This is a genomic window from Vibrio sp. Scap24, from assembly GCF_013394185.1.
Lineage (GTDB): Bacteria > Pseudomonadota > Gammaproteobacteria > Enterobacterales > Vibrionaceae > Vibrio > Vibrio pomeroyi.
On the sequence record NZ_CP041333.1, the window covers coordinates 605,646 to 628,533 of the forward strand.

Genomic DNA, 22,888 nt, shown 5'->3' on the forward strand with positions numbered 1-22,888 from the left:
CGCAAAATCCCCATCCAACATGTTTAACTCGGTTGAGTACATGATTAGATAGGGATTTGAATTGGAGCTATAGCGGTCTTTTCACGTTTTACATCACGTGAATATCTCGACTTTGTTTATGGACGCTCACCTGCTAGTAAACGTTTCTCGATATCTGCAATCACGCTAGGTAAGTCTGCAATAGTATCGATCAGGTAATGAGGGTTTGATTTGTTCAGCTTCACGCTTGCTTTTTCACGCGCCGCTGCCAGTGTTGCTTCGTCTGCGTCTAAGTATTCTTGATACGTTAAGCCTGCTTCGTTACCTGATAGAACAAGGCCTACCGTCCACATCCCTGCGTTGTGACCTTCATCAATGCCGGGTGCTGCGTCATCCACTTTTACACAGGCCGCAACATTTGTTACGCCTAGGTCAATCACGTTTTTAAGCGCCATGAATGGTGCAGGGCGACCACCTTGAGGTAAATCATCGGTTGCAACCACGTTGTCTGGATGATAGCCGTAATCTGCTGCTGCAGGAATCAGAACATCCATCACTTCACGTGGGTAACCGGAACAAGAACCGATTTTTACGTTTTTCTCTTTTAGGTTATTTACCACTTCAATCGCGTTTAAAATTGGCGCTGCGTGGTCGGCTACTTTCGCTTTTTGAAGAGGCATAAATGCCGCGTAAATCGCATCAACGTCTTCACTGGTAATTGAACGTCCGAACTGAGCATTCCAACGAGTATCAACAGCAGGGATTCGACCCACCGCTTGGATGTGATCCCATTTACCGATACCCATAGGTTCACGAGCTTCAGCTAAGTCGATGTCAAAGTCGAAACCTTGTTTGAATGCTTCAACAAAGATGCTAGTTGGCGCAAACGATCCAAAATCAACGATAGTGCCTGCCCAGTCAAAGATAACCGCTTGGATAGGTGATGTTGTGTTCATAATAGTGTCCTATTTTTGTGTCACTCCCAATCCAAAGTTCTGGGAGAGCAAATGATTGTTTTAGGTTATTGGTTTAGATGTTGAATTAGATAGTGAATTAAAGGTATTCAAAATCTTTGCAGACTTTGGCTATCGCTTTTTCGAATACAGACAGAGCGGCTTCTAGCTCGCTACGGCTGATGATCAATGGTGGGCTCAACTGAATCACATTACCTTGAGACACCTTAAAGCTCAGGCCATCGTTCAGACACTGATAAAGTACGGCTTCCGCTTCGTCGAACGCTCGGGTTTTGGTGATATGGTCGGTGACCAACTCAACGCCCCAAAGCAGGCCAATGCCGCGGACGTCACCAATGACTGGGTATTTCTCTTTCATTTGCAGCAGTTGCTCACGCATGAATGCGCTGTCGGCTTGTACTTTTTCAAGTAGGTTTTCTTGCTCAATCACTTCCATGGTAGCCAGTGCAGCTGCGCAGCCAATTGGACTTTTCTCATGGGTGTAATGACCCAGTGAAACTTGCGCTGCCGTGTTGTATTTGTCTTTAGTGACCATGGCTGCAATTGGAACCAAGCCGCCGCCAAAGCCTTTACCGATACATAGGATGTCAGGTTCGATATCAAACGCTTGGTGAGTGAACCATTCTCCGCTACGACCCATGCCATTTGGGATGTCATCAATGATCAACATGACGTTGTGTTTGTCGCAGATCTCACGAATGCGTTTCCAGTAAGCCTTACTTGGCACTTGAACGTCTGTGTTACGAACCGCTTCTGCAATGAAGGCTCCAATACCGCCTTCTTTTTCAATGACATACTCTAGGTAATCCGCATAGTGCACATCAGATGCCGTCTCATTGTTATCGCCTGAATTACCCCCCTTAAGCGGGAAAGCACCACGGTAAGAAACTGCTGGTGGGATACGTTCTACGCCAGCCATTAACGGGCCCATGCCTTCGCGGAAACAAGCTTCGCCGCCGACAGAGATTGCATCCAGTGACGCGCCATGGAATGAATCCCACAATGAAACGACTTTGAAGTTGTTGGTGACATGTCGAGCTAACTTGAGTGCCATACCAATAACTGACGTACCACCGGGAGCAAACAGCACGCGATTCAAATCACCACCACAGATCTGCGTCAGCTTTTCAGCGCACTGAACGGCTGTTTCATTGGTAAAGCGACGCGGTGAAAACGGCAATGACGCCATTTGTTGAGTCACTTTATTAATGATGTGAGGGTGACCATAACCCAGTTGATGGACATTATTGCCATGAAAGTCCATGTACTTTTTGCCCGTCGCATCTTGAATGTAGATGCCTTCGGCTGCTTCAAGTGTGTCTAGGCAAGGCGTTGACATCGCTTGATGAAGAAACACGTCTGAGTCGCGTTTTAACATCGCTTGAGTGGCATTATCGTTTAGCGACTCGTTCCATTTTTCGCGTGCTGGCGTGGTGTTCACATCGCCTTCGCTTCGAAAGTGTGTCGCCTTTAGAACTGGCTCTTGACTGGTCATCGTCATTATTTGATGTCCCAGTACATAGCGTTTTTAACTGCGCCAATGAGGGCTTCAATGTCTGAAGGGTAAACTTCACCGATGTTACCGATGCGGAAGCAGTCTGCGTTTGAAACCTTACCCGGATAAATCACAAACCCTTGCTCTTTCAAACGGTTATAGAACTCCTTGAATTGGTAATCGCTATGCGTTGGAGAATAGAAAGAGGTGATGATAGGCGAGTGAAGGTCATCATTTAACAGAGGTTCAAAACCAAGAGAACGCATACCTGCAACCAGTGTGGTTTGGTTTGTTTGGTAGCGATTATGACGAGCTTCGATGCCACCTTCCTGTTCTAATTCAAGTAGAGCTTGATAGAAAGCACGCACTGTATGAGTCGGAGAGGTAAAACGCCATTTACCGTGATTGATTTCCATGCAGTGCCATTGATCAAACAGATCAAGGCTTAATGAACGAGCTTGGCCTTTGCACTTTTCCAGTTCCGATTGCTTCGCAATAACAAAGCCGAAGCCTGGCACACCTTGGATGCACTTGTTAGCTGAGCTGATCATATAATCGATACCTAAGTCAGCAATATCCATAGGGATACCACCAAAGCTCGACATTGCATCAAGAATGACAGTCTTGTTGTGCAGTTTTGCCAATTTGGCAATATCTTCAATTGGATTCAGCATGCCTGTCGTGGTTTCACAGTGCACAATCGCAACGTGAGTAATGTCTGAATCCATGGCCAATGCCGTTTCCATTTCGTTCAAGTCTGGCTGTGATGTTTCACCTGGGGAAACGACATGGCATGGAATGTTTAAGTATTCTGCGATTTGAGCAATACGAGCGCCGTACGCACCGTTATCAACAACAAGAAGTTTTCCATTTTTAGAGATAACGCTACCAATTGTTGCTTCTACTGAAGCGGTGCCGCTACCTTGCATTAATACGCTTGTATATCCCGCTTGCTTAGTCGCCAAAGTCACTAGCTTGCTACGAATCACTTCAACAACGTCTTTGTTGTATTCATCATCCCAAGTACACCAATCTTTTAGCATTGCTTGGCGAACGGTTTCAGAAGTAGATAGAGGACCCGGTGTCAGTAGTAAGTATTCGTTTCTCATGCTCAATTCTCGTTATTTTCATTTTGGACTATACCAATGTTTGCAATTACTTTAACAACCAATTTAAACGGTCGTAAATAGCCAAACATCATTTTCACAAAAGCTTCATATTAAAATTGGCCACTTGTCTTGATAAATTTCCCGATCTTTAAACTGCCATTTTTTGTTCATTTAATCGTCATAAAAGCCAGTTAGCTTAATACTCAAATCTGGTACATACCAATGTGAGGGGTGTGTGCTAACAACCTAAATGAATTTATGGATATAGAAGCCTCTAGATGGAGCTTCTAACTTCTAACCTTGGCATCGGGCCTGACTGGAGAAAATGATGAAAAACCGTTTTATGAAAGGATCACTTGCAGCATTAGTTACTCTATTAGCTGGTAATGCTTATGCAGCACAGGAAGTGACGGTTTACACAGCTTTTGAAACTGACATTTTAGCGAAATACAAAAACGCATTTGAAAGTGAAAACCCAGACATCAACATCAAATGGGTTCGTGATTCAACAGGAATCATGACGGCAAAATTATTGGCTGAGAAAAACAACCCTCGTGCAGAAGTCGTGTGGGGCCTTGCAGGTTCTTCAATGGCTCTACTGAAAGAAGAGGGCATTCTTAAGCCTTACACTCCTCAAGGTGTAGAAGCACTGCGTTCAAACCTCAACGACCCGCAATCTACTCAAGCTTGGTATGGCAACGATGCATTCTTCAATGCGGTTTGTTTCAACGAAGCAGTAGCGAAACAACTTAACCTACCTGCACCTAAATCTTGGGATGACCTAACTAAGCCTATCTACAAAGGTCATATTGCAATGCCAAATCCAGCGTCTTCTGGTACGGGTTACATGCAAGTGTCGGCGTGGCTACAAAACATGGGTGAAGACCAAGGTTGGAACTACATGCAGAAGCTAGACCAAAACATCGCTCACTACACGCACTCTGGTTCTAAGCCATGTGTTCAAGCGGGTATGGGTGAAGTAGCTATCGGTATTTCTATGGCGAGCCGTGGCGCTAAGCTAAAAACTCAAGGTGCACCACTTTCTGTGATTACGCCTGAAGGTATCGGCTGGGAATCTGAAGCGGTAGGTCTTGTTAAGCCGTCTGATGCAGCGCAACGCGTGGTTGATTGGTCTATCTCTAAAGCAGCAAACGAGCTTTACATCGAAATGTACCCAGTTGTTGGTCACCAAGATGTGACGGCAACAATTGAAAACTTCCCTAACGTCGAAAAGAACATGGCAAAAATGGACTTTGCACGCATGGGCAGCGAGCGTGCAGACGTATTGAAAACATGGTCTGAGAAGTTTGACGCTAAATCAGAGCCAAAATCTTAATCTATCGAGCTACTCAGTTAATTAACTATTGAGTTCATTAGAAGTTAGAAATCAGTAAAGGAAGGCTTCGGTCTTCCTTTTTTAGTTTTACGCCTTTAGCGTTTTAAGTAAGGTACGACAAATGACAAAACACTATTCATATTGGTTCAAGCAGGCACTAGAAAAGGAATTTGGCAGCATAGATGCAGGTCTAGAATCCGCGAAGCCACTTCAAAAAGACGTTAACTGCGACATTGCGATTGTCGGCGGTGGTTACACAGGGTTATGGACGGCGATTTTAATCAAACAGCAGCAACCTCAAAAGCACGTAGTGGTGATTGAAAAAGGTTTGTGTGGCAGCGGTGCTTCTGGCGCGAACGGAGGGTGCATGCTGACGTGGTCGACAAAGTATCCAACGTTGAAGAAACTATACGGCAAAGAACAAGCAAAATGGCTAGTTAAAGAATCGGAAAAGGTTATTTACGAGATCGAAGCTTTCTGCAACGAACACAACATCGACGCGCATCTCTATCGCAGTGGCACTTATTACACGGCTACTAATGAAGCGCAAAAAGGTGGAATGGAACCTGTTGTGAATGAGTTGGTCAAGCAAGGCATAAATAGTTGGAAGAAGTGTGACAACTCTTTGTCTGATAAAGCGGGATCAGAGCGTCATATTGAAGGTTATTACTCAGAAGCTGCAGGCAGCGTGCAGCCTGCATTATTGGCGAGAGGTTTAAGTCGAGTTGCAATTGAGTTAGGCGTTGAGATTTACGAGAACACAGAGATGACTTCGCTTGATTATGGCGCTCCAGCTCGAATCCAAACTAAGGGCGGGTCTGTATTTGCCGACAAAGTGATTTTGGCGCTCAACGCATGGATGCTCGATCACTTTAAAGAGTTCAAACGCAGCATTGTGGTTGTCTCGTCAGACATGGTGGTGACCAAACCTATTCCAGAAAAACTTAAACAGTTTGGCCCCGAAAAAGGGGCGGCAGTGGTGGACTCCCGTATTTTTGTTCACTACTACCGAGACACCCAAGATGGAAGATTGATGCTAGGTAAAGGTGGCAATAAATTCTCGTTTGCCAATCAAGTAGAAAGCATGTTTAACCAAACGACTAACTATCTGCCTATTCTCAATCAATCTTTCCAAAAACTGTTCCCTAAACTGGAACAAAGTGAATTCGATTACAACTGGTCGGGTGGCTCAGATCGTTCGGTAACAGGATTGCCATTTTTCGGTAATCTAAAAGGCCAAAACAACATCTATTATGGGCTCGGTTACTCAGGTAATGGTGTTGCTCAAACTCGTATGGGCGGAAAGATTCTGTCATCTATGGTACTCGGAACCGATAACGCTTGGACGTGTTGTGGACTAACTAAAGGACCGCTTGGACATTTCCCGCCAGAGCCATTTCGTTGGGTGGGTGCAATGATGGTACGTGATGCAGTACGAAGAAAAGAGAACGCGGAAGATTCTGGTAACACGCCATTGTGGCTAGATAAGCAATTGGCAAAGCTGGCTGGTGCGGCAGGTAAAGCCGACAAGGTAGAGTAAATCTGTCGTTTAGATTTTTTCTCGCCCGCTGAGTCTGAGTTGGAAGTTAAATTTGATTTGAAGTGAGAATTGATATGACGACCCCGCTGTATGTATTTGATCTAGATGAAACACTCATGGACAGCAACAGCGCCATGATTTGGAATGAGTTTTTGGTTGAGAAGGGCTTAGCGAATGAACCTAGCTTTTTGAACGAAGAACGCCGGCTAATGACACTTTATGTTCAAGGTATTCTCAATGAAGATACTTACCTTGAGTTTGCTACTCGCTCTCTAGCAAATAAGACATATCAAGAGGTGTGTGCTTTATTAGAAGAGTGTATTGATAGCAAAGTACTGAGCAAAATCTTTCCTCAAGTGATGCAGGGGAGTTGGTCTTCCAAAACACAAGGGCAGCCGATGGTGATCATTTCTGCGATTGTCTCATTCATTCCTGCGTGCGTAGCGAAAAGACTTAATATTCCGAATGTTTTCGGCATCGAATTGACGGAAGAATCGGCTCAATACACGGCCAAAATTCTAGGGCTTCCAAATCATCCATACGGCAAGAGTGTTGGTTTGAAAGAATGGCTAGAGCAGCACAGTACTTCGTCTCATCAACGTCAAAACAGTGGTGAGTCAATCAACGACTTGCCTCAATATGAATTGGCCGATCGCCCACATCTATTTAATCCACACGAACGTCTAAGCGCTCGTTCGGATTCCGCTCCACGATATGCGGTCTACTGATCTCAGTATTGGCAGAAACAATAGGTATAACCATAAACAAGCATTGATATTTGGCGGTGAAGAGTACATTGGCTTTCATCGTCAAATACTATTTTTGAAGCTATTGGTTTACTGTAAGTTATTGAATGTTAGAACTTGTTTAACTCGTGTTTTCCTCCACTTGAATGAATTTTATTTCTGCAATATAACTGTCACTTAGCTTCTATAAATTTGTCACTCAACTGAAATATTCAAAGTTTAAATTTGGTATATACCATATAAAGAGTGCTGTAGTATGAGCAACCAAACTTATTTGAATATTGAAAACGTTGTAAAGCAATTCGGTCAATTTACAGCGCTTAAAGACATCTCCCTATCGATTGAAAAAGGCGAGTTCGTCTGTTTCCTTGGCCCGTCTGGCTGTGGAAAAACCACCTTATTACGTGCGATTGCGGGTTTAGATTTACCAACTTCTGGCTCTATCGAGCAAAACGGTAATGACACGACCTTCTTGCCGCCAGAAAAGCGCGACTTTGGCATCGTGTTCCAATCTTACGCTTTGTTCCCGAATCTTACGGTGGAAGAAAACATTGCGATTGGCCTTAAAAATCAAGGTATGTCGACCAAAGAAGCCCTTGAAACTGTGGAATCTTGGTTAGAAACCATAGGCTTGCCAACGTCGGGTCAGAAATTCCCAAATCAACTGTCTGGTGGACAGCAGCAGCGTGTGGCTTTGGCTCGCGCTTTGGCTTTGTCTCCAGGTTTACTACTCCTTGATGAACCGCTGTCTGCATTGGATGCGAAGGTAAGAACGCACCTGCGCGATGAGATCTGTCAATTGCAGCGCAAATTGGGTATCACCACAATTATGGTGACGCATGACCAAGATGAAGCCTTGACCATGGCTGACCGCATTGTGGTGATGAATCATGGAGTTATTGAGCAAGTCGGTGCACCGCAAGAGATCTATCAAAAGCCAGTGAGCCGTTTTGTGGCGGAGTTTGTGGGCAGTATGAACTTCATTCAAGCGTCTGTAGCAGCTCAAGGCAAGATGCGTATTGCTGAGTCTATGTTGCCATTGCCTGGGCTAGATAACTTAGACCCAAAGCAAGGTGATGTGTTTGATATCGCGGTTCGTCCAGAGCAAATCCAGTTTGTTGATCGTTTTAATGAATCCTTACCTGTTCGAATCGTATCAAGCGAATTTCTAGGGGCGTTTTATCGCGTGGAGTGCGAGTTGCAACACGACTCAACCGCGAAAGAGATCATCGTTGATGTGCCCGTTAAAGAGTTCAATCGATTGAAGCTGCGCCGCAGTGATATCCGTTATGTGGCATTTGATCAAGAAGGCCTGAGAGCTTACCCATCGAAAAGCTTACAAGTGATGAAAGACGAGGCGGCGTAATCAATCATGGAATCGACTCAAATGATGCAATCTAAGCTGCTATTTCAACGACGAGTACAACCTTTTCTTGCTCGGTTGAGTAAAGACAACGTTATCCTATTTGGGCTGCTGGCATTCTTGTCTGTAGTCATGACACTGTTTATCCTGATGCCATTGTGGGCAATGCTGAAAAAGAGTGTTCAAAACGCAGATGGTGAATTTGTCGGTTTACAGAATTTCGCGACGTATTTCGCTTCTCAAAGCTTGTGGCAATCCGTTGGTAACACCTTCACGTTGGGCTTGTTGGTAACGGCTGTCGTTGGTGTTTTAGCGTTTGGTTATGCCTATGCTTTGACTCGTTCATGCATGCCTTTTAAGGGACTATTTCAGGTACTAGGTTCTGCGCCGATCCTTGCGCCTTCATTACTTCCTGCAATCAGTCTGATCTTCCTATTTGGTAACCAAGGTATCGCCAAAGAAGTCTTGGGTGGAAACTCAGTATACGGCTTGATTGGTATCTCACTCGGCTTGATATTTTGGACCTTTCCTCACGCCTTGATGATTCTAACCACTTCACTCAGAACGTCTGATGCTCGCCTTTATGAGGCAGCACGAGCACTGAATACTTCATCGCTTAAAACCTTCTTCATGGTGACCTTACCTGCAGCCAAATATGGTTTGATCAGTACTCTGATCGTGGTGTTTACGCTGGTGGTGTGTGACTTTGGTGTACCAAAGGTTATTGGCGGTAGCTACAACGTTCTATCGACGGATATCTTTAAACAAGTGGTTGGTCAACAAAACTTCTCGATGGGTGCGGTGACCAGTATCTTGTTACTATTGCCTGCGCTACTTGCGTTTACTGTTGATCGCTGGGTGCAAAAGAAACAGAAGAGCTTGTTTGATACTCGCTCTGTCGCGTACCAACCAGAGCCAAATACCATGCGTGATGGATTGTGTTTCCTTTACTGCACGATCATTTCGGCTGCTGTCGTTATTGTGTTGGGCATGGCGATATACGGTTCTATGGTTACCTTCTGGCCTTGGAACAAAGCACTCACCTTGAATAACTACAACTTCGCAGAAATGAGTACCTATGGTTGGACTCCGTTCTTCAACTCTCTAGCGCTTGGCGCATGGACTGCCATTATCGGTACCGTGTTGATTTTCTTAGGTGCGTACTGCATTGAGAAGGGCAGAGCATTCGGTCCTGTTCGTCAGGCGATGCAGATGCTCAGTGTGGTACCGATGGCGGTTCCGGGGATGGTGTTGGGCTTGGGCTACATCTTCTACTTTAATGACTTGAGCAACCCACTCAACTTCTTGTATGGCACGATGGCATTCTTGGTTATTAATACCGTGGTTCACTACTACACGGTAGGGCACATGACGGCGTTAACTGCACTGAAACAGCTACCTTCGGAAATTGAAGCTACGGCTGCCTCGGTTAACTTACCGCAATACAAGTTGTTCTTTAAGGTGACGGCACCTGTTTGTCTGCCTGCGATTTTAGATATTGCGACATACCTGTTTATTAATGCACTTACCACGACATCTGCGGTAGTATTCTTGTATTCTACCGATACGATACCTGCGTCAGTTTCAGTACTGAATATGGATGATGCGGGGCAAACTGGTGCAGCAGCAGCCATGGCGGTGATGATCATGATATCTGCGGCGAGTGCGAAGTTGATTCATATGTTAATCAACAAGTTATTTGAGAAGCGCACCCAAGCTTGGCGCAAGCGCTAGCGAACCATTTTATATTGCAGTTGGCCAAGGAGTGGCTGACGACAAGAACAAGAATGAAAGGAAATTAAGTGCAGTACGTAAAAATCAAAGATGTCATCGTAGAGCAGATAGAGTCGGGGATGTTAACGCCACGACAGAAGCTGCCTGCAGAACGTAAGCTGGCTGAATCGTTTGATACAACACGCGTTACGTTACGTGAAGCTTTATCTTCGCTCGAAGCGGAAGGGCGTATTTATCGAGAAGATCGCCGTGGTTGGTTTATCTCACCAGCTCCACTGCGCTACGACCCAACACAAACACTCAACTTCACTAATATGGCTCTGGCGCAGAATCGAAAGCCGAAAACAGAGTTAGTGGCAGCGAAAGGGATGTTGGCAACCAAAGAGGCGACTAAGCTTCTTGAGTTACAACCGTTCTCCGATGTTTATCGAGTTGATAGAGTTCGCTACCTTGAAGACAGACCGGTCGTGTATGTGACGAACTACATTCGACCAGAGCTGTTTCCTAACTTACTCGATTATGACCTGTCTAAATCACTGACCGACATCTACCGTGAGCACTTTGGCGTGGTGTATCAGAAGATCCGTTATCGTGTGAGTACAACGTCTCTGTTGGGAGAAACCGCGCAAGCACTGCGTGCAACTTCGGGTTCTCCTGCAATGGTTGTCGAGCGTGTTAACTACAATCAAAACGGCGATTTGATTGACTGCGATATTGAGTATTGGCGTCATGACGCGATCAGCATCGAGTCGATAGCACAGCTAGATCGTTAGTCGTACGTTAGAATGCTGGCACACCTCACTCTGGGGATTTGCCCAACTGGAATGATCAAAGGTCTCTTATCTGGAGGCCTTTTTTATCCTCTGTTTTCAGCGACTGCTTTTATCAGTCAATAAGTTAGGAATGAAATGGAATTCTCTGCCATCATCATCGTGATTATTTCGGCTCTGCTGCATGCAGGTTGGAATGTCCTGGGTAAATCAAATCAAGGCTCAGGCTCATCTTTCTTCTTGGCGTCTGGCTTTGCTGCTGCCGCGATTCTGACTCCCTATTTGATTTGGTATGTCTACAGCGTCGGCTTTGCAAACATCACAATTCCATTCTGGCAGTTGCTCTTCTTGAGTGGCATTTGCCAAATCATCTATTTAATCGGCTTAGGTATCGCCTATAAACAGGCTGATATTGGTGTTATCTACCCAATGGCACGAGCGCTACCCGTGTTAATGGTTGGTTTGGGAACCGTATTAATTGGCTATGAGTTGTCATTGAATCAATGGGTTGGCTTTGCACTGATCACATTAGGCTGTTTGTTCGTTCCACTGAAACAATTCTCTGAGCTGAGGCTCAAGGCTTACCTGAACTTCGGTGTGTTGTGGGCACTCATCGCCGCTATTGGCACCACGGGTTATTCCATTATTGATAAAGAAGCGCTTTTGTTATTGGAGCCGTTAAGCACACCTAATATTACGAATAAACACACGGCGATTTTCTACCTAGGCATTCAGTTTTGGGCGATCGTGATTCCGCTGAGTATTTGGTTGTTGGTGACCAATCAAAGAGTCGAGTTTACCAACGCGTGGATACTGCGTAAGAAAGCTACAGTGGCAGGCATTATGATGGCATCGACTTATGGCTTAGTGTTATTTGCAATGACCATGACAGAGAACGTCAGCTTGGTTGTGGCACTTAGGCAAGTCAGTATCATTTTCGGCGTAGTGATGGGGATCTACTTTTTAAAGGAAAAGTGGCACACGACTCGCGGTGTAGGCGTTGTTTTTATCATTGCTGGTTTGGTTATCTCACTGACTTAAAAAGAAATTAAATCATACCTCCTACCTATAATGTGACTTTTCATTCACATTTCTCTTATTGATAGCAAACGTTTTACTAATGTTAAAGATGTGATCCTTCTCATAGACAAGGCTGCAAAGTTACCGGTAACATCCACCTCAACGTTACCGGTAACATATAACAACAAACCGGACTCTGTGAAACTCATAAGGATACCCAAATGAAAGCTCTGACTAAAACGCTGATTGCTGCTTCCCTCACTGGTCTATTTGCTACTTCAGCAATGGCTGCAGACTTTAAACTTAAGATTCAATCTTCAGACCCTTCTGGTGATTTGAACTTCAAGGTTCAGCAGAAGTGGGCTGAGCGTGTAGAGACTATGTCTAACGGACGCATCGACATCGACCTTCTGCCTGTAGGCGCTGTGGTTAAACACACTGAAACGCTGGGCGCGATCAAGATGGGCATCCTTGATGGTCATATCACAGCAACAGGTTACTTCTCTGGTAAAGATCCAGCATTTGGTCTTATCGGTAACATGGTTGGTGCATGGTCAGACACAACACAACTGCTTCAGTACATGAACTACGGTGGCGGTAACGAGCTAATGACTGAGCTTTACAAGCCTTATGGCGTTCAGTTCGTTGGTGCTTCAACAACAGGTGTTGAGTCTTTCATCTCTAAAAAGCCAATTGACGGTGTCGCGGATCTTAAAGGTCTTAAATTGCGTGCGCCTGAAGGCCTAGTACAACAAGTGTTTGCAGCCGCGGGTGCGACTCCAGTAAACCTTCCTGGTTCTGAAGTATTTACCGGTCTAAGCAAGGGCGTAATTGATGCTGCGGACTACACAGTATTCTCTACAAACCAAAAAGCGGGCATGAACGATATTGCGACACACCCAGTTCAACCGGGTTTCCACTCGCTACCACTTATCGATATCTCTGTTTCTCAGAAGAAATGGGACAAGATGCCTGCTGATCTACAAACAATCTTACAAACATCAGTACGTGACTTCTCTTACGACATGACGACTCAGCTAAAAATGGCTGACCAAGCAGCAGTTAAAGAAGCGCAAGCGAACCCAGAAATCACGATTCATGACTGGTCTCAAGAAGAGCGTAAGAAGTTCCGTGAGATCGCAAAAGGTCAATGGAAAGTATTTGCAGAGCGCTCTGATAACGCACAGAAAGTTTACACCTCAGTTACCGTGTTCCTAGAAGAGAACGGCTTACTGTAATTCAAACTTAGCTTATTGATGGGGGAGGGCATTGCTCTCCCGTTTTCTCCCAGGAAATTTGGCCCATGACAGACAAAATCCCTCACGCACCAGCTGAAAACGATGAAAAGCCAAGAAACGGGCTTGATCGCCTTATCATAAAATTCAGCAACTTAGTTAGCTGGTTGTTTATCTTCACTGTATTGATTTCATTCTACGAAGTTGTAATGCGCTATGCATTTGACGCCCCAACCACATGGGTGCACGAGACGGCTTCATTTATCGGTGGTTCATTATTCATTATCGGCGGCATCTATGCTTTCGCGGCTGATAAACATGTACGTGTTGTTCTTATCTACGATTCAGTGTCTAACCAAACACGTAAGTATCTTAATCTTGTTCACCACATCGTTGGTTTAGCCTTTGCGGGCATGCTCGCTTACGCAGCTTACTTCACTGCAGAAGAAGCGTGGTTTGCACCTTGGGGTGAATTTCGCCTTGAGACATCAGGCTCTGTATTGAATGCGCCTTATCCTGCGCTGCTTAAAGGTCTGATCTTTGTCGTTTTGTGTGTTCTTGTTGTCCAGTTTGTATTGCACCTAATCCAAGAGTTGATGGGTCTAAGGAAGAATGACGATGTTTGATTTATCTTCTATTGGTATCGCATGGGGCAGTTTGCTCATGCTGGTTATGATGATTGGCTTGCTACTCACTGGTATGCAGCTGGCTTTCGTAACAGGCTTTGTCGCGATTTTCTTCACCCTGTGTTGGTTTGGCCCTGATGCCTTGCCTCTGATTGCTAGCCGAACTTACAGTTTTGCTTCAGGTTATGTATTCCTCGCCGTCCCAATGTTCGTATTGATGGCAGCGCTCTTAGACCGTTCAGGTATCGCACGAGACCTGTTTGATGCCATGAAATCGGTTGGCCGTAAGGTTCGCGGCGGTGTTGCGGTACAAACCTTATTGGTAGCTGTACTGTTGGCTTCGATGTCGGGTGTTATCGGTGGTGAAACTGTACTACTTGGTATTCTTGCTCTGCCTCAAATGCTTCGCTTAGGTTACGACCGTAAGCTTGCTATCGGTACAACCTGTGCGGGTGGTGCGCTAGGCACCATGCTTCCACCAAGTATCGTACTGATCATCTATGGCATGACAGCCAGCGTATCAATCGGTGACTTGTTCAAAGCGTCTTTCTTACCAGCGTTTATCCTCGCGGGTTGTTACATCGGCTACGTATTGATTCGTTGTAAGCTAAACCCTTCTCTTGCACCGATTCCTAGTGACGATGAGACAGAAGAAGACATCGCTAATCAACCTAGCTACTTCAAGGCCCTATTCTTCCCGCTGCTTTCAGTAGCAACTGTTCTAGGCAGCATCTACACGGGTATCGCATCAGTTACAGAAGCTTCAGCTTTGGGTGTGGTTGGCATCATGATCAGTGCATTAATTCGTGGTGAACTGAATTACAACATGCTCAAAGAGAGTGCCATCGCAACGATGCGTACCTGCGGCATGATCATGTGGATTGGTATCGGCGCAAGTGCTCTTGTTGGTATCTACAACTTGATGGGTGGTATTGATTTTGTTGAAGAAACCATCCTTGCGCTAAGTGGCGGCAACGCGACAGTAACGCTGTTAATCATGATGGCTATCTTGTTGGTACTTGGTATGTTCCTTGACTGGGTTGGTGTAGCACTTTTAACAATGCCAATCTTCGTTCCAATCATTACTGGTCTTGGCTTCGACCCAGTTTGGTTTGGTGTTGTGTTCTGTCTAAACATGCAGGTGTCTTTCTTGTCACCACCATTTGGCCCAGCGGCTTTCTATCTGAAATCGGTAGCGCCAAAAGACATCAGCTTGGGCGAGATTTTCACGTCACTGCTGCCGTTCATTGCACTTCAAGTCCTAGTTTTAGGCTTAGTTATCGTCTTCCCGCAACTCGCGCTTTGGTGGCAATAACAGCAAAGGTTCCTGACCGGTTTTAGCGTCAGGAACAGAACCGCAACAACACAAGTTTAACTATTAGATTCGATTGTCAGCCCCAGTTTTGGTTGGGGCTTAGGGAAGGCTTGCCTTATGAAAAGCAAAAAAATACTCGTGATGGGCGTATCAGGATGCGGAAAAAGCCTGATTGGTAGCCGTATCGCAGAAGCATTAACGCTCCAGTTTTTTGATGGAGATGACTTCCATCCGCAAAGCAATGTAGAAAAGATGCGTCAAGGTATTCCACTGACAGACGAAGATCGTCAAGGATGGCTGGAAACACTGAATAAGCAATATATCGAACAACCAAGCGCTGTGATCGCTTGCTCTGCGCTAAAGCCGCAATACCGCGACATTCTGCGCAACAACAATGAAGACTTGGTGATTGTGTACTTACAGGGCAGTTTCGATACGATTTGGAATCGTCATAAAGCTCGTGAAAATCATTATTTTAATGGTCAAGAGATGTTGAAAAGCCAGTTTGAAACCTTGGTTGAACCTGAGCTAGATGAAGCGTTATTTGTCGATATCTCGCAAGATGTTGAGCAAGTCGTAGAAAGTGCACTTAAACAAATTAAGCAGATAGGCTAACCATGACTCAGAGAAAAAATGACATCGCGATGATTGGTTTGGGTGTGATGGGCAAAAGCTTAGCGCTGAACCTAATCGACAATGGATTCAACGTTGCGGGTTTTGATTTAAATGCCGACAACATTGAACGTGCAAATTCAGAAGCGAAGCAGCTTAATGAGTCCTTTGACGGCAAAGGTCAGTTCACTAAAGGCACTAGCCTTGAACATGTATTACAGGGCTTAGCAAAACCTCGTGTTATTGCGTTATCGGTTCCTGCAGGAAAACCTGTCGATATCGTCGTAAATAATCTGCTTGATGCCGGTTTGGAGAGCGACGACATTGTTATCGACACGGGTAACAGCTTATGGACAGATACCGAAACGCGTGAACAGAATTACAAAGGTAAGCTTCGTTTCTTCAGTACCGCGGTTTCTGGTGGTGAAGAGGGAGCACGTGTTGGCCCTGCGTTGATGGCGAGTGGTGACCAGTCTGCTTGGCAATATGTGAAGCCAATGTGGGAAGCGATTGCTGCAAAAGTGGATGCGAATGGTTTACCTGTTGTTCAATTTGCAGCGGGTGAGGCGTGCGCTGCGTATGTTGGCCCTTCTGGCACCGGTCATTACGTTAAGATGGTGCACAACGGTATTGAATACGCCGATATGCAGCTCATCTGCGAAGTGTATCATTTCATGCGTGATGTGCTTGAAATGCCAGCTCAAGAGATTGGTCAAGTCTTTGAGCAGTGGAATAACGGTGTTCTAAATAGTTACCTGATGGAAATCAGCGCCGATATTCTTCAGCAAGACGATATTGTTACTGGGAAGCCATTTGTTGATGTTGTGCTAGATAAAGCCGGGCAGAAAGGTACGGGATTGTGGACTGCGGTGAATAGTCTACAAGAGGGTTGCCCAACGCCAACCATTGCACAGGCAGTCTATGCTCGTGCGATGAGCGGTCAAAAATCACAACGCATTCAAGGGAGTCAGCTTCTAAAAGGCAATATTGCGGATTCCAGCCAATTGGACAAAGCGGAGGTAGTCTCTGAGCTTCATGACGCTCTCTACTGCGCCAAACTGTCTGTTTATGCTCAAGGCTTTGACTTGTTGAAAACAGCGTCGGACACAGAAGGCTGGAACCTAGACTTCACTCAAATAGCTAAGATCTGGCGAGCGGGTTGTATTATCCGTGCCGCTTTCTTACAAAGCATCACGTCGGCTTACCAACAAAATAGTGAACTGGCGAACTTGTTGTTTGATGAGGCTTTCATCAAGCAAGTGGAAGAACGTGAGTTGGCTTGGCGTATAGCCGTGGCTAATTCCGCTTTATATGGTGTGCCAATGCCGGGGATCAGCTCTGCATTAAGTTACTTTGATTCTTTGCGCTGTGAAGTGCTGCCAGCGAATTTACTGCAAGCACAACGGGATTACTTCGGTTCTCACACTTATTCGCGAGTCGATAGAGATGAGGCTGAAAAGTTTCACGTGACTTGGAGTCAGTCTCCAAGAACGGAAGTTAAAGTTAACGCTTAAACAATGTATAACGCCCTCGCTATGAGGGCGTTTGTAATTGTGATGCTATATCAACCTTTTAGTAAATTAGGCTTCAAATTCCAAGTCAGTTGGATACACTGTTACCAGTAACATAACTCAAAAATAATAATTATTAATTATGTCGAACAAGAAAAAACGTCCTACATTGCAAGATGTTGCCAACTTAGTTGGTGTCACCAAGATGACCGTGAGTCGCTGTTTGAGAGATTCTTCTCAGGTATCAGAAGCGCTACGAGACAAGATCAACGCCGCAGTCGATGAACTGGGCTATATCCCCAACCGCGCACCAGACATTCTTTCCAATGCAAAGAGTAATGCAATAGGTGTGTTGGTTCCCTCGCTAACCAACCAAGTTTTTGCCGAAGTGATCCGTGGTATCGAACAAGTCACAGCGCCAGCCGGCTATCAAACCATGATTGCCCACTACGGCTATAGCGCAGAACTGGAAGAACAGAGTATTGCTTCGCTGCTCTCATACAATGTGGATGCGATTATTCTGTCTGAGAATGTGCATACCGATAGAGCACGTAAAATGCTACAGACCGCGTCTATTCCTGTGATTGAGATTATGGACTCGGTATCGCCTAGAATTGAACAAGCCGTCGGCTTTGATAACTTCGAAGCGGCTAGGGCAATGACCAAAACCATGCTCGAACGAGGGCGCACCAATATTGCTTATTTAGCCGCTCGTATGGATGAGCGTACTCGCTTGAAAATGGCGGGCTATGAACATGCGATGCAAGAGGCTGATAAAACTCCCGTCACACTGCAAACTGAAGATGCTTCTTCGTTCACTTTAGGTGCAAAGCTTATCGGAGAATTGATAGAGAAACACCCACAGGTGAATGGTATTTTCTGTACGAACGATGACTTAGCGATTGGTGCCTTCTATGAATGTGTACGCCGTGGTATTCAAGTACCAGAACAGATGGCGATTGCAGGCTTCCACGGACACGACATCACAGTGGCGATGACACCTCGTTTGGCGACTGTGGTTACACCGAGGGAGCAGATCGGTAAAGTCGCCGCTGAACAAGTTGTGGCGCGTTTAAAAGGTAATCAAGAGTGGATTGCGAAGTTGGATCTTGGCTACGAGATTGAAGTGGGCGAGAGTATCTAATCTTCAGTTCGGTCTTGCTCTTTATTGGATTCAAACTAAACGCCCTTAACGATATGATGTCGTTAAGGGCGTTTTCAATTTTTTATGCTTTTAGCTTAAGTGCTTTTGTAGCAATGCTCTTTAGCTCGCTAAAGCTTGAGCATCTTGTTGTTTCAACACTTTGTGGCCATCTTCGGTGACGCCATGTTTCCAGTAACTGCTGATGTAGATGTTCTCTTTTGCGACTTCTTTTTCGTTACGGAAGTACTGTCTCAGCTCGCGCATGCTTTCAAATTCACACGCTGTCCATATTGAAACCTGACCGTCTAACCATTCTATGTTGCGAACGGTTTGCGATAGTGTTTCTTCAGTTTTATCTTCAATCAACCAAGTGATTTTGATGCCTTCAGGTGCTTCAAGAGCTTGCTTGTCTGCTGCTGAATTGATTTGAACCACAGCGTGGCCTGTCGCGTGCTCTGGAAGTGTTTTTACCTTTGCGGAAAGCGCAGGCAGTGAAGTCATGTCTGCGACTAAGAAGAACCAATCCGATTCAAGGTTTAGTCCTTGGATTAAACCTGGGCCTGCCACTGAAATAGTATCACCCACTTGCGCGCTCATTGCCCATCTTGCCGCAAAACCACATTGCAAATCTTTAGTGATGTGACGAACGAAATCGACTTCGATGAACTGCTCTACTGGGTTGTACTGACGAATGGTGTAGGTGCGCATGGTTGGGCGCTCACCTTCATTCAATTGGCTCAAATCTGTGGTGCCTAGTGGCGAGAATAAAAGCTTGATGTAGCCGCCGGCACATTCTGTTGGGTATTTACTTAATCCCTCACCGCTCAACGTTATACGTTGCATGTTTGGAGTGATGGTTGAGGTTTGAGTAACGGTTAATGTGATAGGGCTAGGCTTGCTCATATAAGGCTCTCTTAGATTTTGATTCCGACATCATAATCCTGAACCAGAAAACACTCAATACTAATAATTATCATTTACTGTAATTTACATAAGTGCAATCTAACCAGAATTCATCGATCTGTGTTGGTAAAACTCATCGACAAAAAAAGCCCTTTAGTTTCCTAAAGGGCTTGATGTGTTAGAGCGGTTGAACGTGAGAGTAATTAGCTGTTAGCTTGCTCTAGTTCAATCGTTTCATCAGCGGCTTTTGCTGCTTCTAGCATCTTACGAATAATGAATGATGCTGCCATCGCAATACCTACCATCACGACTGCTAGAACAGTCAGCATTTGGAAGTAATCGCCGTAAACCGTTTGCACGATCTCTTGTGTGATTTCTTGACCTTTCTCTAGTGCAATTGACGTTGAGAATACCGCACCAACAATGCCTGATAGTGCGATTGCTACAGAGAACAAACTCACTGAGAAGTTCTCGATGTGCTTAGGTGCAACAGACAGAATGAACGCTACAACCATAGAACCAACAATTACTTCACCAAATGCTAGGAAGAAGTGAATTGCTAGGAATACTTCAGGACGAATCAGAACGTCGTCACCAACTGTGGTCACGGCCATTGTCAGGATACCGAAAGCGATAGCCGTTAGAATGAAAGAGAAACCTACTTTGGTTGCGGTAGAGAAGTTAATGTTTTTCTTTTCTAGGTTAGAGAAGATGCCCGCGATGATAGGGCCAGCAACCATACACCACAGTGGGTTCATTGCCATTGAAGCTTCTGGAGCGACAGGGATGAAGCCAAATAGGTCACCACGCATTGTGTTGATCGCTACCATTGTCATCGATGTCATCATTTGACCGTAGTACACGAAGAAACAGGTCGTTAGGAATGTGATGATTAAGATAGTACCCATTTTCAGCATGTCTGATTTCTTCGATTTCAACATCAAAGAAACAAAGTAGACGATCGCTGCACCGCCAATTGCGTATACGATGTTTTGGCCAATATCCATGTTAGAGAACATGAAGAACACCAAGCCAATCATAGCGGCAGAAAGACCAAGGAATGCTGCCCAGTTTTTCGTGCTTACTGGTTGTTGATCGATCTCTGCACTTGCTTCAACAAGGCCTTTGCGAACCAAGATCATCATTAGAAGCGCAGCGCCAGCTAGAACAGCTGAAAGAAGGAAACCGCCGTGGAAACCAACAACAAGCACGAGCATTGGGAACAAGTATTGGCCTAGTAGTGCACCAATGTTGTTTACTGAGTAATTGATAGGGTAGCAGTTTTCAAAATCTTCTTGAGTTTTGAACGTGCGTTTGTAAAGGCTTGGGTAAGAAGGAGACATCAAACCACGTGCATAACTTGCTAAAGCGATACCACATAATGCCATCGGTACATTGGTTGCTGCTGCACCGAGTACCAGTAAAACATAACCACTTGCGAAGCCTAAAAAGGCAATGGTTAAAGAACGGTAAGCACCTAAAAATTTGTCAGCGATGAAGCCACCTGCGATAGCAAACAGTGGTCCGATTGCAGAGAAAGCACCAACGACCATCATGGTGTCAGCTTCATTGTAGTTAAGGTCTTCAAGGAAGAAACGAGTCAAGATCACCATGACGCCATAGAACGAAAGTCCAAACATCATTTGGCAGAACATCATTGATTTGTTTAATCTATTCCACATTATTTTATTCTCACATTAGTATTAATATGTAGTGTAATTACCCAATTATAATACCATTGCTAGTAATACATAAACTGAAACATGTATCCCAAACCGGACTTTGCTCGATATATCTTTTCTTATGAGTGCATTCATATTTCTCATGAATGAAATTTGCAATGTTAGATTTTGCTAGTGGATGCGTGGCTGTGTAAAAATTAGCCGTCTTGATTTGTGGCTAAGTAATGAACTATTAAAGAGAAAGTTAGCGAGATTCATTCGGTAAATGTTTTTATGTGAGTATCACTTTCAATTGGCGGCTGAGTTCTCGCCAATAAAAAAGCCAGCTTGGTGGCTGGCTTTGTTCTGATATTGAAAACTAAGTTTACAAGAATGCCGTCTCTAAAGGGGCTATCTACACCAGTCTTCTTATCTGTTATTCACACGGTGGCGCCATGTGAATCACCGCCAAGCCGCCTAAAGACGTTTCACGGTACTTCTTGTTCATGTCTTTACCTGTTTGGTACATGGTTTCAATAACCTTGTCTAACGAGATAAGACACTTGCTGGTGCGCTTTAACGCCATACGTGATGCATTGATGGCTTTCATCGCACCCATCGCATTACGTTCAATACACGGCACTTGAACAAGCCCGCCGATCGGGTCGCATGTCATGCCCAGAGAGTGCTCCATCGCAATCTCAGCCGCAATGCAGATCTGTTCGTTACTGCCACCACGTAGGGCGGTTAAGCCAGCCGCAGCCATCGAAGAAGATACACCAACTTCACCCTGACAACCCACTTCAGCGCCAGAAATAGAAGCATTGGTTTTGTATAGGATGCCGATTGCACCAGACACCGCTAAAAAGTCTTTGAGCTGTTTGGTATCCAGTTCTTTGATGAAGCGATGGTAGTACATCAATACCGCAGGAATAACGCCAGCCGCACCGTTAGTTGGTGATGTCACTACTTGACCACCCGCTGCATTCTCTTCGCTCACCGCAAAAGCAAATAGGTTAATCCAATCCATGATCTCCATTGGATCGTTTTCAATAGAGGCATTTGCTTCGAGCTTTTTCAAAAGCGCAGGCGCTCGACGTGTGACTTCTAGGCCACCATCAAGGATACCTTCGGTGTCAAAGCCTCGTTGCATGCACAGAGACATCACCTTCCAAATTTGGTCTGCTTTTTGGTCGATCACATCCATGCCTTGGAATGACACTTCGTTGCGTAGGACTAAACCACCAAGGCTTAGTCCATTTTGGTCGGACAGTTCAAGCAATTGATCGGCAGAAGAGAAGGGGAATTCAACTTGTGTTTCTGACTCTTGCTTGCCATTTTGAAGCTCATCAGCGGTTGCGATGAAACCACCACCAATCGAGTAGTAGGTTTCCATATCCAGAAGGCTGCCACTTTCATCAAAGGCAGAGATAGTCATGCCGTTTTCATGAAGTGGTAGGTTGGTTTTGTGGAAGAGCAGGTCGCTCTCTACATCGAAATGAATTTCATGGTTGCCACTCACCATTAAAGATTTATCTTCAATCGCTTTACGCATGGCCGCATTAGCGCTGGTTATTTTGATCGTATCAGGGCGGTTGCCAAGCAGGCCTAACAAGGTTGCACGATCGGTGTGGTGACCAATACCTGTCAGTGACAATGAGCCGTATAAGTCAATTTGAATACGGGTAACTTGACCAAGTACAGATTCAATCTTTTGTGTAAAGTTGAATCCAGCGATCATTGGTCCGTTGGTATGGGAGCTGGAAGGCCCGACCCCGATTTTGTAAATGTCAAAAATAGACAGCATAGTAACTT

At 45.1% G+C, this 22,888-nt stretch carries 19 protein-coding genes; 13 read left to right on the forward strand and 6 right to left on the reverse strand.

Annotation, left to right across the window (positions count from 1 at the left end; genetic code table 11):
* Window positions 1-116: 116 nt before the first annotated feature.
* From phnX to phnW, 3 genes are all read right to left on the reverse strand, one after another.
* On the reverse strand, window positions 117-935 hold the full coding sequence (gene phnX, locus FLM53_RS18330) for a phosphonoacetaldehyde hydrolase (RefSeq protein ID WP_176679938.1): 819 nt from the start codon (window positions 933-935) through the stop codon (window positions 117-119).
* 97 nt (window positions 936-1,032) lie between these two features.
* The gene (locus tag FLM53_RS18335) at window positions 1,033-2,454 is read right to left on the reverse strand and encodes an aspartate aminotransferase family protein (protein WP_176679937.1); all 1,422 of its coding nucleotides are present in this window, start codon (window positions 2,452-2,454) and stop codon (window positions 1,033-1,035) included.
* The gene (phnW, locus tag FLM53_RS18340) at window positions 2,454-3,557 is read right to left on the reverse strand and encodes a 2-aminoethylphosphonate--pyruvate transaminase (protein ID WP_176679936.1); all 1,104 of its coding nucleotides are present in this window, start codon (window positions 3,555-3,557) and stop codon (window positions 2,454-2,456) included. Before phnW ends, FLM53_RS18335 begins: the two co-directional genes overlap by 1 nt.
* A 325-nt stretch (window positions 3,558-3,882) precedes the next feature.
* Here phnW and FLM53_RS18345 point away from each other — a divergent pair, with 325 nt between their 5' ends.
* The 13 genes from FLM53_RS18345 (at window position 3,883) to gntR (ending at window position 18,509) form a co-directional block, all read left to right on the forward strand.
* A complete protein-coding gene (locus FLM53_RS18345) occupies window positions 3,883-4,893 on the forward strand; it encodes a putative 2-aminoethylphosphonate ABC transporter substrate-binding protein (protein ID WP_128644407.1) in 1,011 nt (336 codons plus the stop codon).
* A gap of 121 nt (window positions 4,894-5,014) precedes the next feature.
* Entirely contained in the window at window positions 5,015-6,433 is a 1,419-nt protein-coding gene (locus FLM53_RS18350) for an FAD-dependent oxidoreductase (protein WP_176679935.1), read from the forward strand.
* Window positions 6,434-6,507: 74 nt separating this feature from the next.
* On the forward strand, window positions 6,508-7,161 hold the full coding sequence (locus FLM53_RS18355) for an HAD family phosphatase (protein ID WP_176679934.1): 654 nt from the start codon (window positions 6,508-6,510) through the stop codon (window positions 7,159-7,161).
* A gap of 274 nt (window positions 7,162-7,435) precedes the next feature.
* Complete coding sequence (locus FLM53_RS18360; RefSeq protein ID WP_176679933.1) at window positions 7,436-8,545, forward strand: putative 2-aminoethylphosphonate ABC transporter ATP-binding protein; 1,110 nt, start codon at window positions 7,436-7,438, stop codon at window positions 8,543-8,545.
* A gap of 21 nt (window positions 8,546-8,566) precedes the next feature.
* Entirely contained in the window at window positions 8,567-10,276 is a 1,710-nt protein-coding gene (locus tag FLM53_RS18365; protein WP_370779692.1) for a putative 2-aminoethylphosphonate ABC transporter permease subunit, read from the forward strand.
* A gap of 68 nt (window positions 10,277-10,344) precedes the next feature.
* Window positions 10,345-11,049 carry a phosphonate utilization transcriptional regulator PhnR gene (phnR, locus tag FLM53_RS18370; RefSeq protein ID WP_176679931.1) on the forward strand — a complete coding sequence of 235 codons (705 nt, stop codon included), beginning with the start codon at window positions 10,345-10,347 and terminating at the stop codon, window positions 11,047-11,049.
* A gap of 135 nt (window positions 11,050-11,184) precedes the next feature.
* Window positions 11,185-12,087 (forward strand): multidrug transporter, encoded by a 903-nt coding sequence (locus tag FLM53_RS18375; protein ID WP_176679930.1) that lies wholly within the window; start codon window positions 11,185-11,187, stop codon window positions 12,085-12,087.
* A gap of 200 nt (window positions 12,088-12,287) precedes the next feature.
* Window positions 12,288-13,304 (forward strand): TRAP transporter substrate-binding protein, encoded by a 1,017-nt coding sequence (locus FLM53_RS18380; protein WP_019820432.1) that lies wholly within the window; start codon window positions 12,288-12,290, stop codon window positions 13,302-13,304.
* Window positions 13,305-13,369: 65 nt separating this feature from the next.
* The gene (locus FLM53_RS18385; RefSeq protein WP_017058622.1) at window positions 13,370-13,927 is read left to right on the forward strand and encodes a TRAP transporter small permease subunit; all 558 of its coding nucleotides are present in this window, start codon (window positions 13,370-13,372) and stop codon (window positions 13,925-13,927) included.
* On the forward strand, window positions 13,920-15,242 hold the full coding sequence (locus FLM53_RS18390) for a TRAP transporter large permease subunit (RefSeq protein ID WP_048663353.1): 1,323 nt from the start codon (window positions 13,920-13,922) through the stop codon (window positions 15,240-15,242). Before FLM53_RS18385 ends, FLM53_RS18390 begins: the two co-directional genes overlap by 8 nt.
* Window positions 15,243-15,359: 117 nt before the next feature.
* On the forward strand, window positions 15,360-15,857 hold the full coding sequence (locus FLM53_RS18395; protein WP_019820437.1) for a gluconokinase: 498 nt from the start codon (window positions 15,360-15,362) through the stop codon (window positions 15,855-15,857).
* 2 nt (window positions 15,858-15,859) lie between these two features.
* The gene (gene gndA, locus FLM53_RS18400; protein ID WP_176679929.1) at window positions 15,860-17,368 is read left to right on the forward strand and encodes an NADP-dependent phosphogluconate dehydrogenase; all 1,509 of its coding nucleotides are present in this window, start codon (window positions 15,860-15,862) and stop codon (window positions 17,366-17,368) included.
* A gap of 139 nt (window positions 17,369-17,507) precedes the next feature.
* On the forward strand, window positions 17,508-18,509 hold the full coding sequence (gntR, locus tag FLM53_RS18405) for a gluconate operon transcriptional repressor GntR (RefSeq protein WP_123961968.1): 1,002 nt from the start codon (window positions 17,508-17,510) through the stop codon (window positions 18,507-18,509).
* A 120-nt stretch (window positions 18,510-18,629) separates the two neighbouring features.
* Here gntR and FLM53_RS18410 read toward each other — a convergent pair whose 3' ends face one another.
* The 3 genes from FLM53_RS18410 to FLM53_RS18420 form a co-directional block, all read right to left on the reverse strand.
* Complete coding sequence (locus FLM53_RS18410) at window positions 18,630-19,412, reverse strand: siderophore-interacting protein (RefSeq protein ID WP_176679928.1); 783 nt, start codon at window positions 19,410-19,412, stop codon at window positions 18,630-18,632.
* Window positions 19,413-19,615: 203 nt separating this feature from the next.
* Window positions 19,616-21,094: a peptide MFS transporter gene (locus FLM53_RS18415; protein WP_176679927.1), complete on the reverse strand. Its 1,479-nt coding sequence runs from the start codon at window positions 21,092-21,094 to the stop codon at window positions 19,616-19,618.
* Window positions 21,095-21,509: 415 nt separating this feature from the next.
* A complete protein-coding gene (locus FLM53_RS18420; protein WP_017631269.1) occupies window positions 21,510-22,880 on the reverse strand; it encodes an L-serine ammonia-lyase in 1,371 nt (456 codons plus the stop codon).
* Window positions 22,881-22,888: the final 8 nt, after the last annotated feature.

Excerpts from the sequence above, each read along its gene's own strand:
- phnX (WP_176679938.1), bottom strand. The coding sequence starts at position 935 with ATGAACACAACATCACCTATCCAAGCGGTTATCTTTGACTGGGCAGGC.
- FLM53_RS18335 (WP_176679937.1), bottom strand. The coding sequence starts at position 2,454 with ATGACGATGACCAGTCAAGAGCCAGTTCTAAAGGCGACACACTTTCGA.
- phnW (WP_176679936.1), bottom strand. The coding sequence starts at position 3,557 with ATGAGAAACGAATACTTACTACTGACACCGGGTCCTCTATCTACTTCT.
- FLM53_RS18345 (WP_128644407.1), top strand. The coding sequence starts at position 3,883 with ATGATGAAAAACCGTTTTATGAAAGGATCACTTGCAGCATTAGTTACT.
- FLM53_RS18350 (WP_176679935.1), top strand. The coding sequence starts at position 5,015 with ATGACAAAACACTATTCATATTGGTTCAAGCAGGCACTAGAAAAGGAA.
- FLM53_RS18355 (WP_176679934.1), top strand. The coding sequence starts at position 6,508 with ATGACGACCCCGCTGTATGTATTTGATCTAGATGAAACACTCATGGAC.
- FLM53_RS18360 (WP_176679933.1), top strand. The coding sequence starts at position 7,436 with ATGAGCAACCAAACTTATTTGAATATTGAAAACGTTGTAAAGCAATTC.
- FLM53_RS18365 (WP_370779692.1), top strand. The coding sequence starts at position 8,567 with ATGATGCAATCTAAGCTGCTATTTCAACGACGAGTACAACCTTTTCTT.
- FLM53_RS18375 (WP_176679930.1), top strand. The coding sequence starts at position 11,185 with ATGGAATTCTCTGCCATCATCATCGTGATTATTTCGGCTCTGCTGCAT.
- FLM53_RS18380 (WP_019820432.1), top strand. The coding sequence starts at position 12,288 with ATGAAAGCTCTGACTAAAACGCTGATTGCTGCTTCCCTCACTGGTCTA.
- FLM53_RS18385 (WP_017058622.1), top strand. The coding sequence starts at position 13,370 with ATGACAGACAAAATCCCTCACGCACCAGCTGAAAACGATGAAAAGCCA.
- FLM53_RS18390 (WP_048663353.1), top strand. The coding sequence starts at position 13,920 with ATGTTTGATTTATCTTCTATTGGTATCGCATGGGGCAGTTTGCTCATG.
- FLM53_RS18395 (WP_019820437.1), top strand. The coding sequence starts at position 15,360 with ATGAAAAGCAAAAAAATACTCGTGATGGGCGTATCAGGATGCGGAAAA.
- gndA (WP_176679929.1), top strand. The coding sequence starts at position 15,860 with ATGACTCAGAGAAAAAATGACATCGCGATGATTGGTTTGGGTGTGATG.
- gntR (WP_123961968.1), top strand. The coding sequence starts at position 17,508 with ATGTCGAACAAGAAAAAACGTCCTACATTGCAAGATGTTGCCAACTTA.
- FLM53_RS18410 (WP_176679928.1), bottom strand. The coding sequence starts at position 19,412 with ATGAGCAAGCCTAGCCCTATCACATTAACCGTTACTCAAACCTCAACC.
- FLM53_RS18415 (WP_176679927.1), bottom strand. The coding sequence starts at position 21,094 with ATGTGGAATAGATTAAACAAATCAATGATGTTCTGCCAAATGATGTTT.
- FLM53_RS18420 (WP_017631269.1), bottom strand. The coding sequence starts at position 22,880 with ATGCTGTCTATTTTTGACATTTACAAAATCGGGGTCGGGCCTTCCAGC.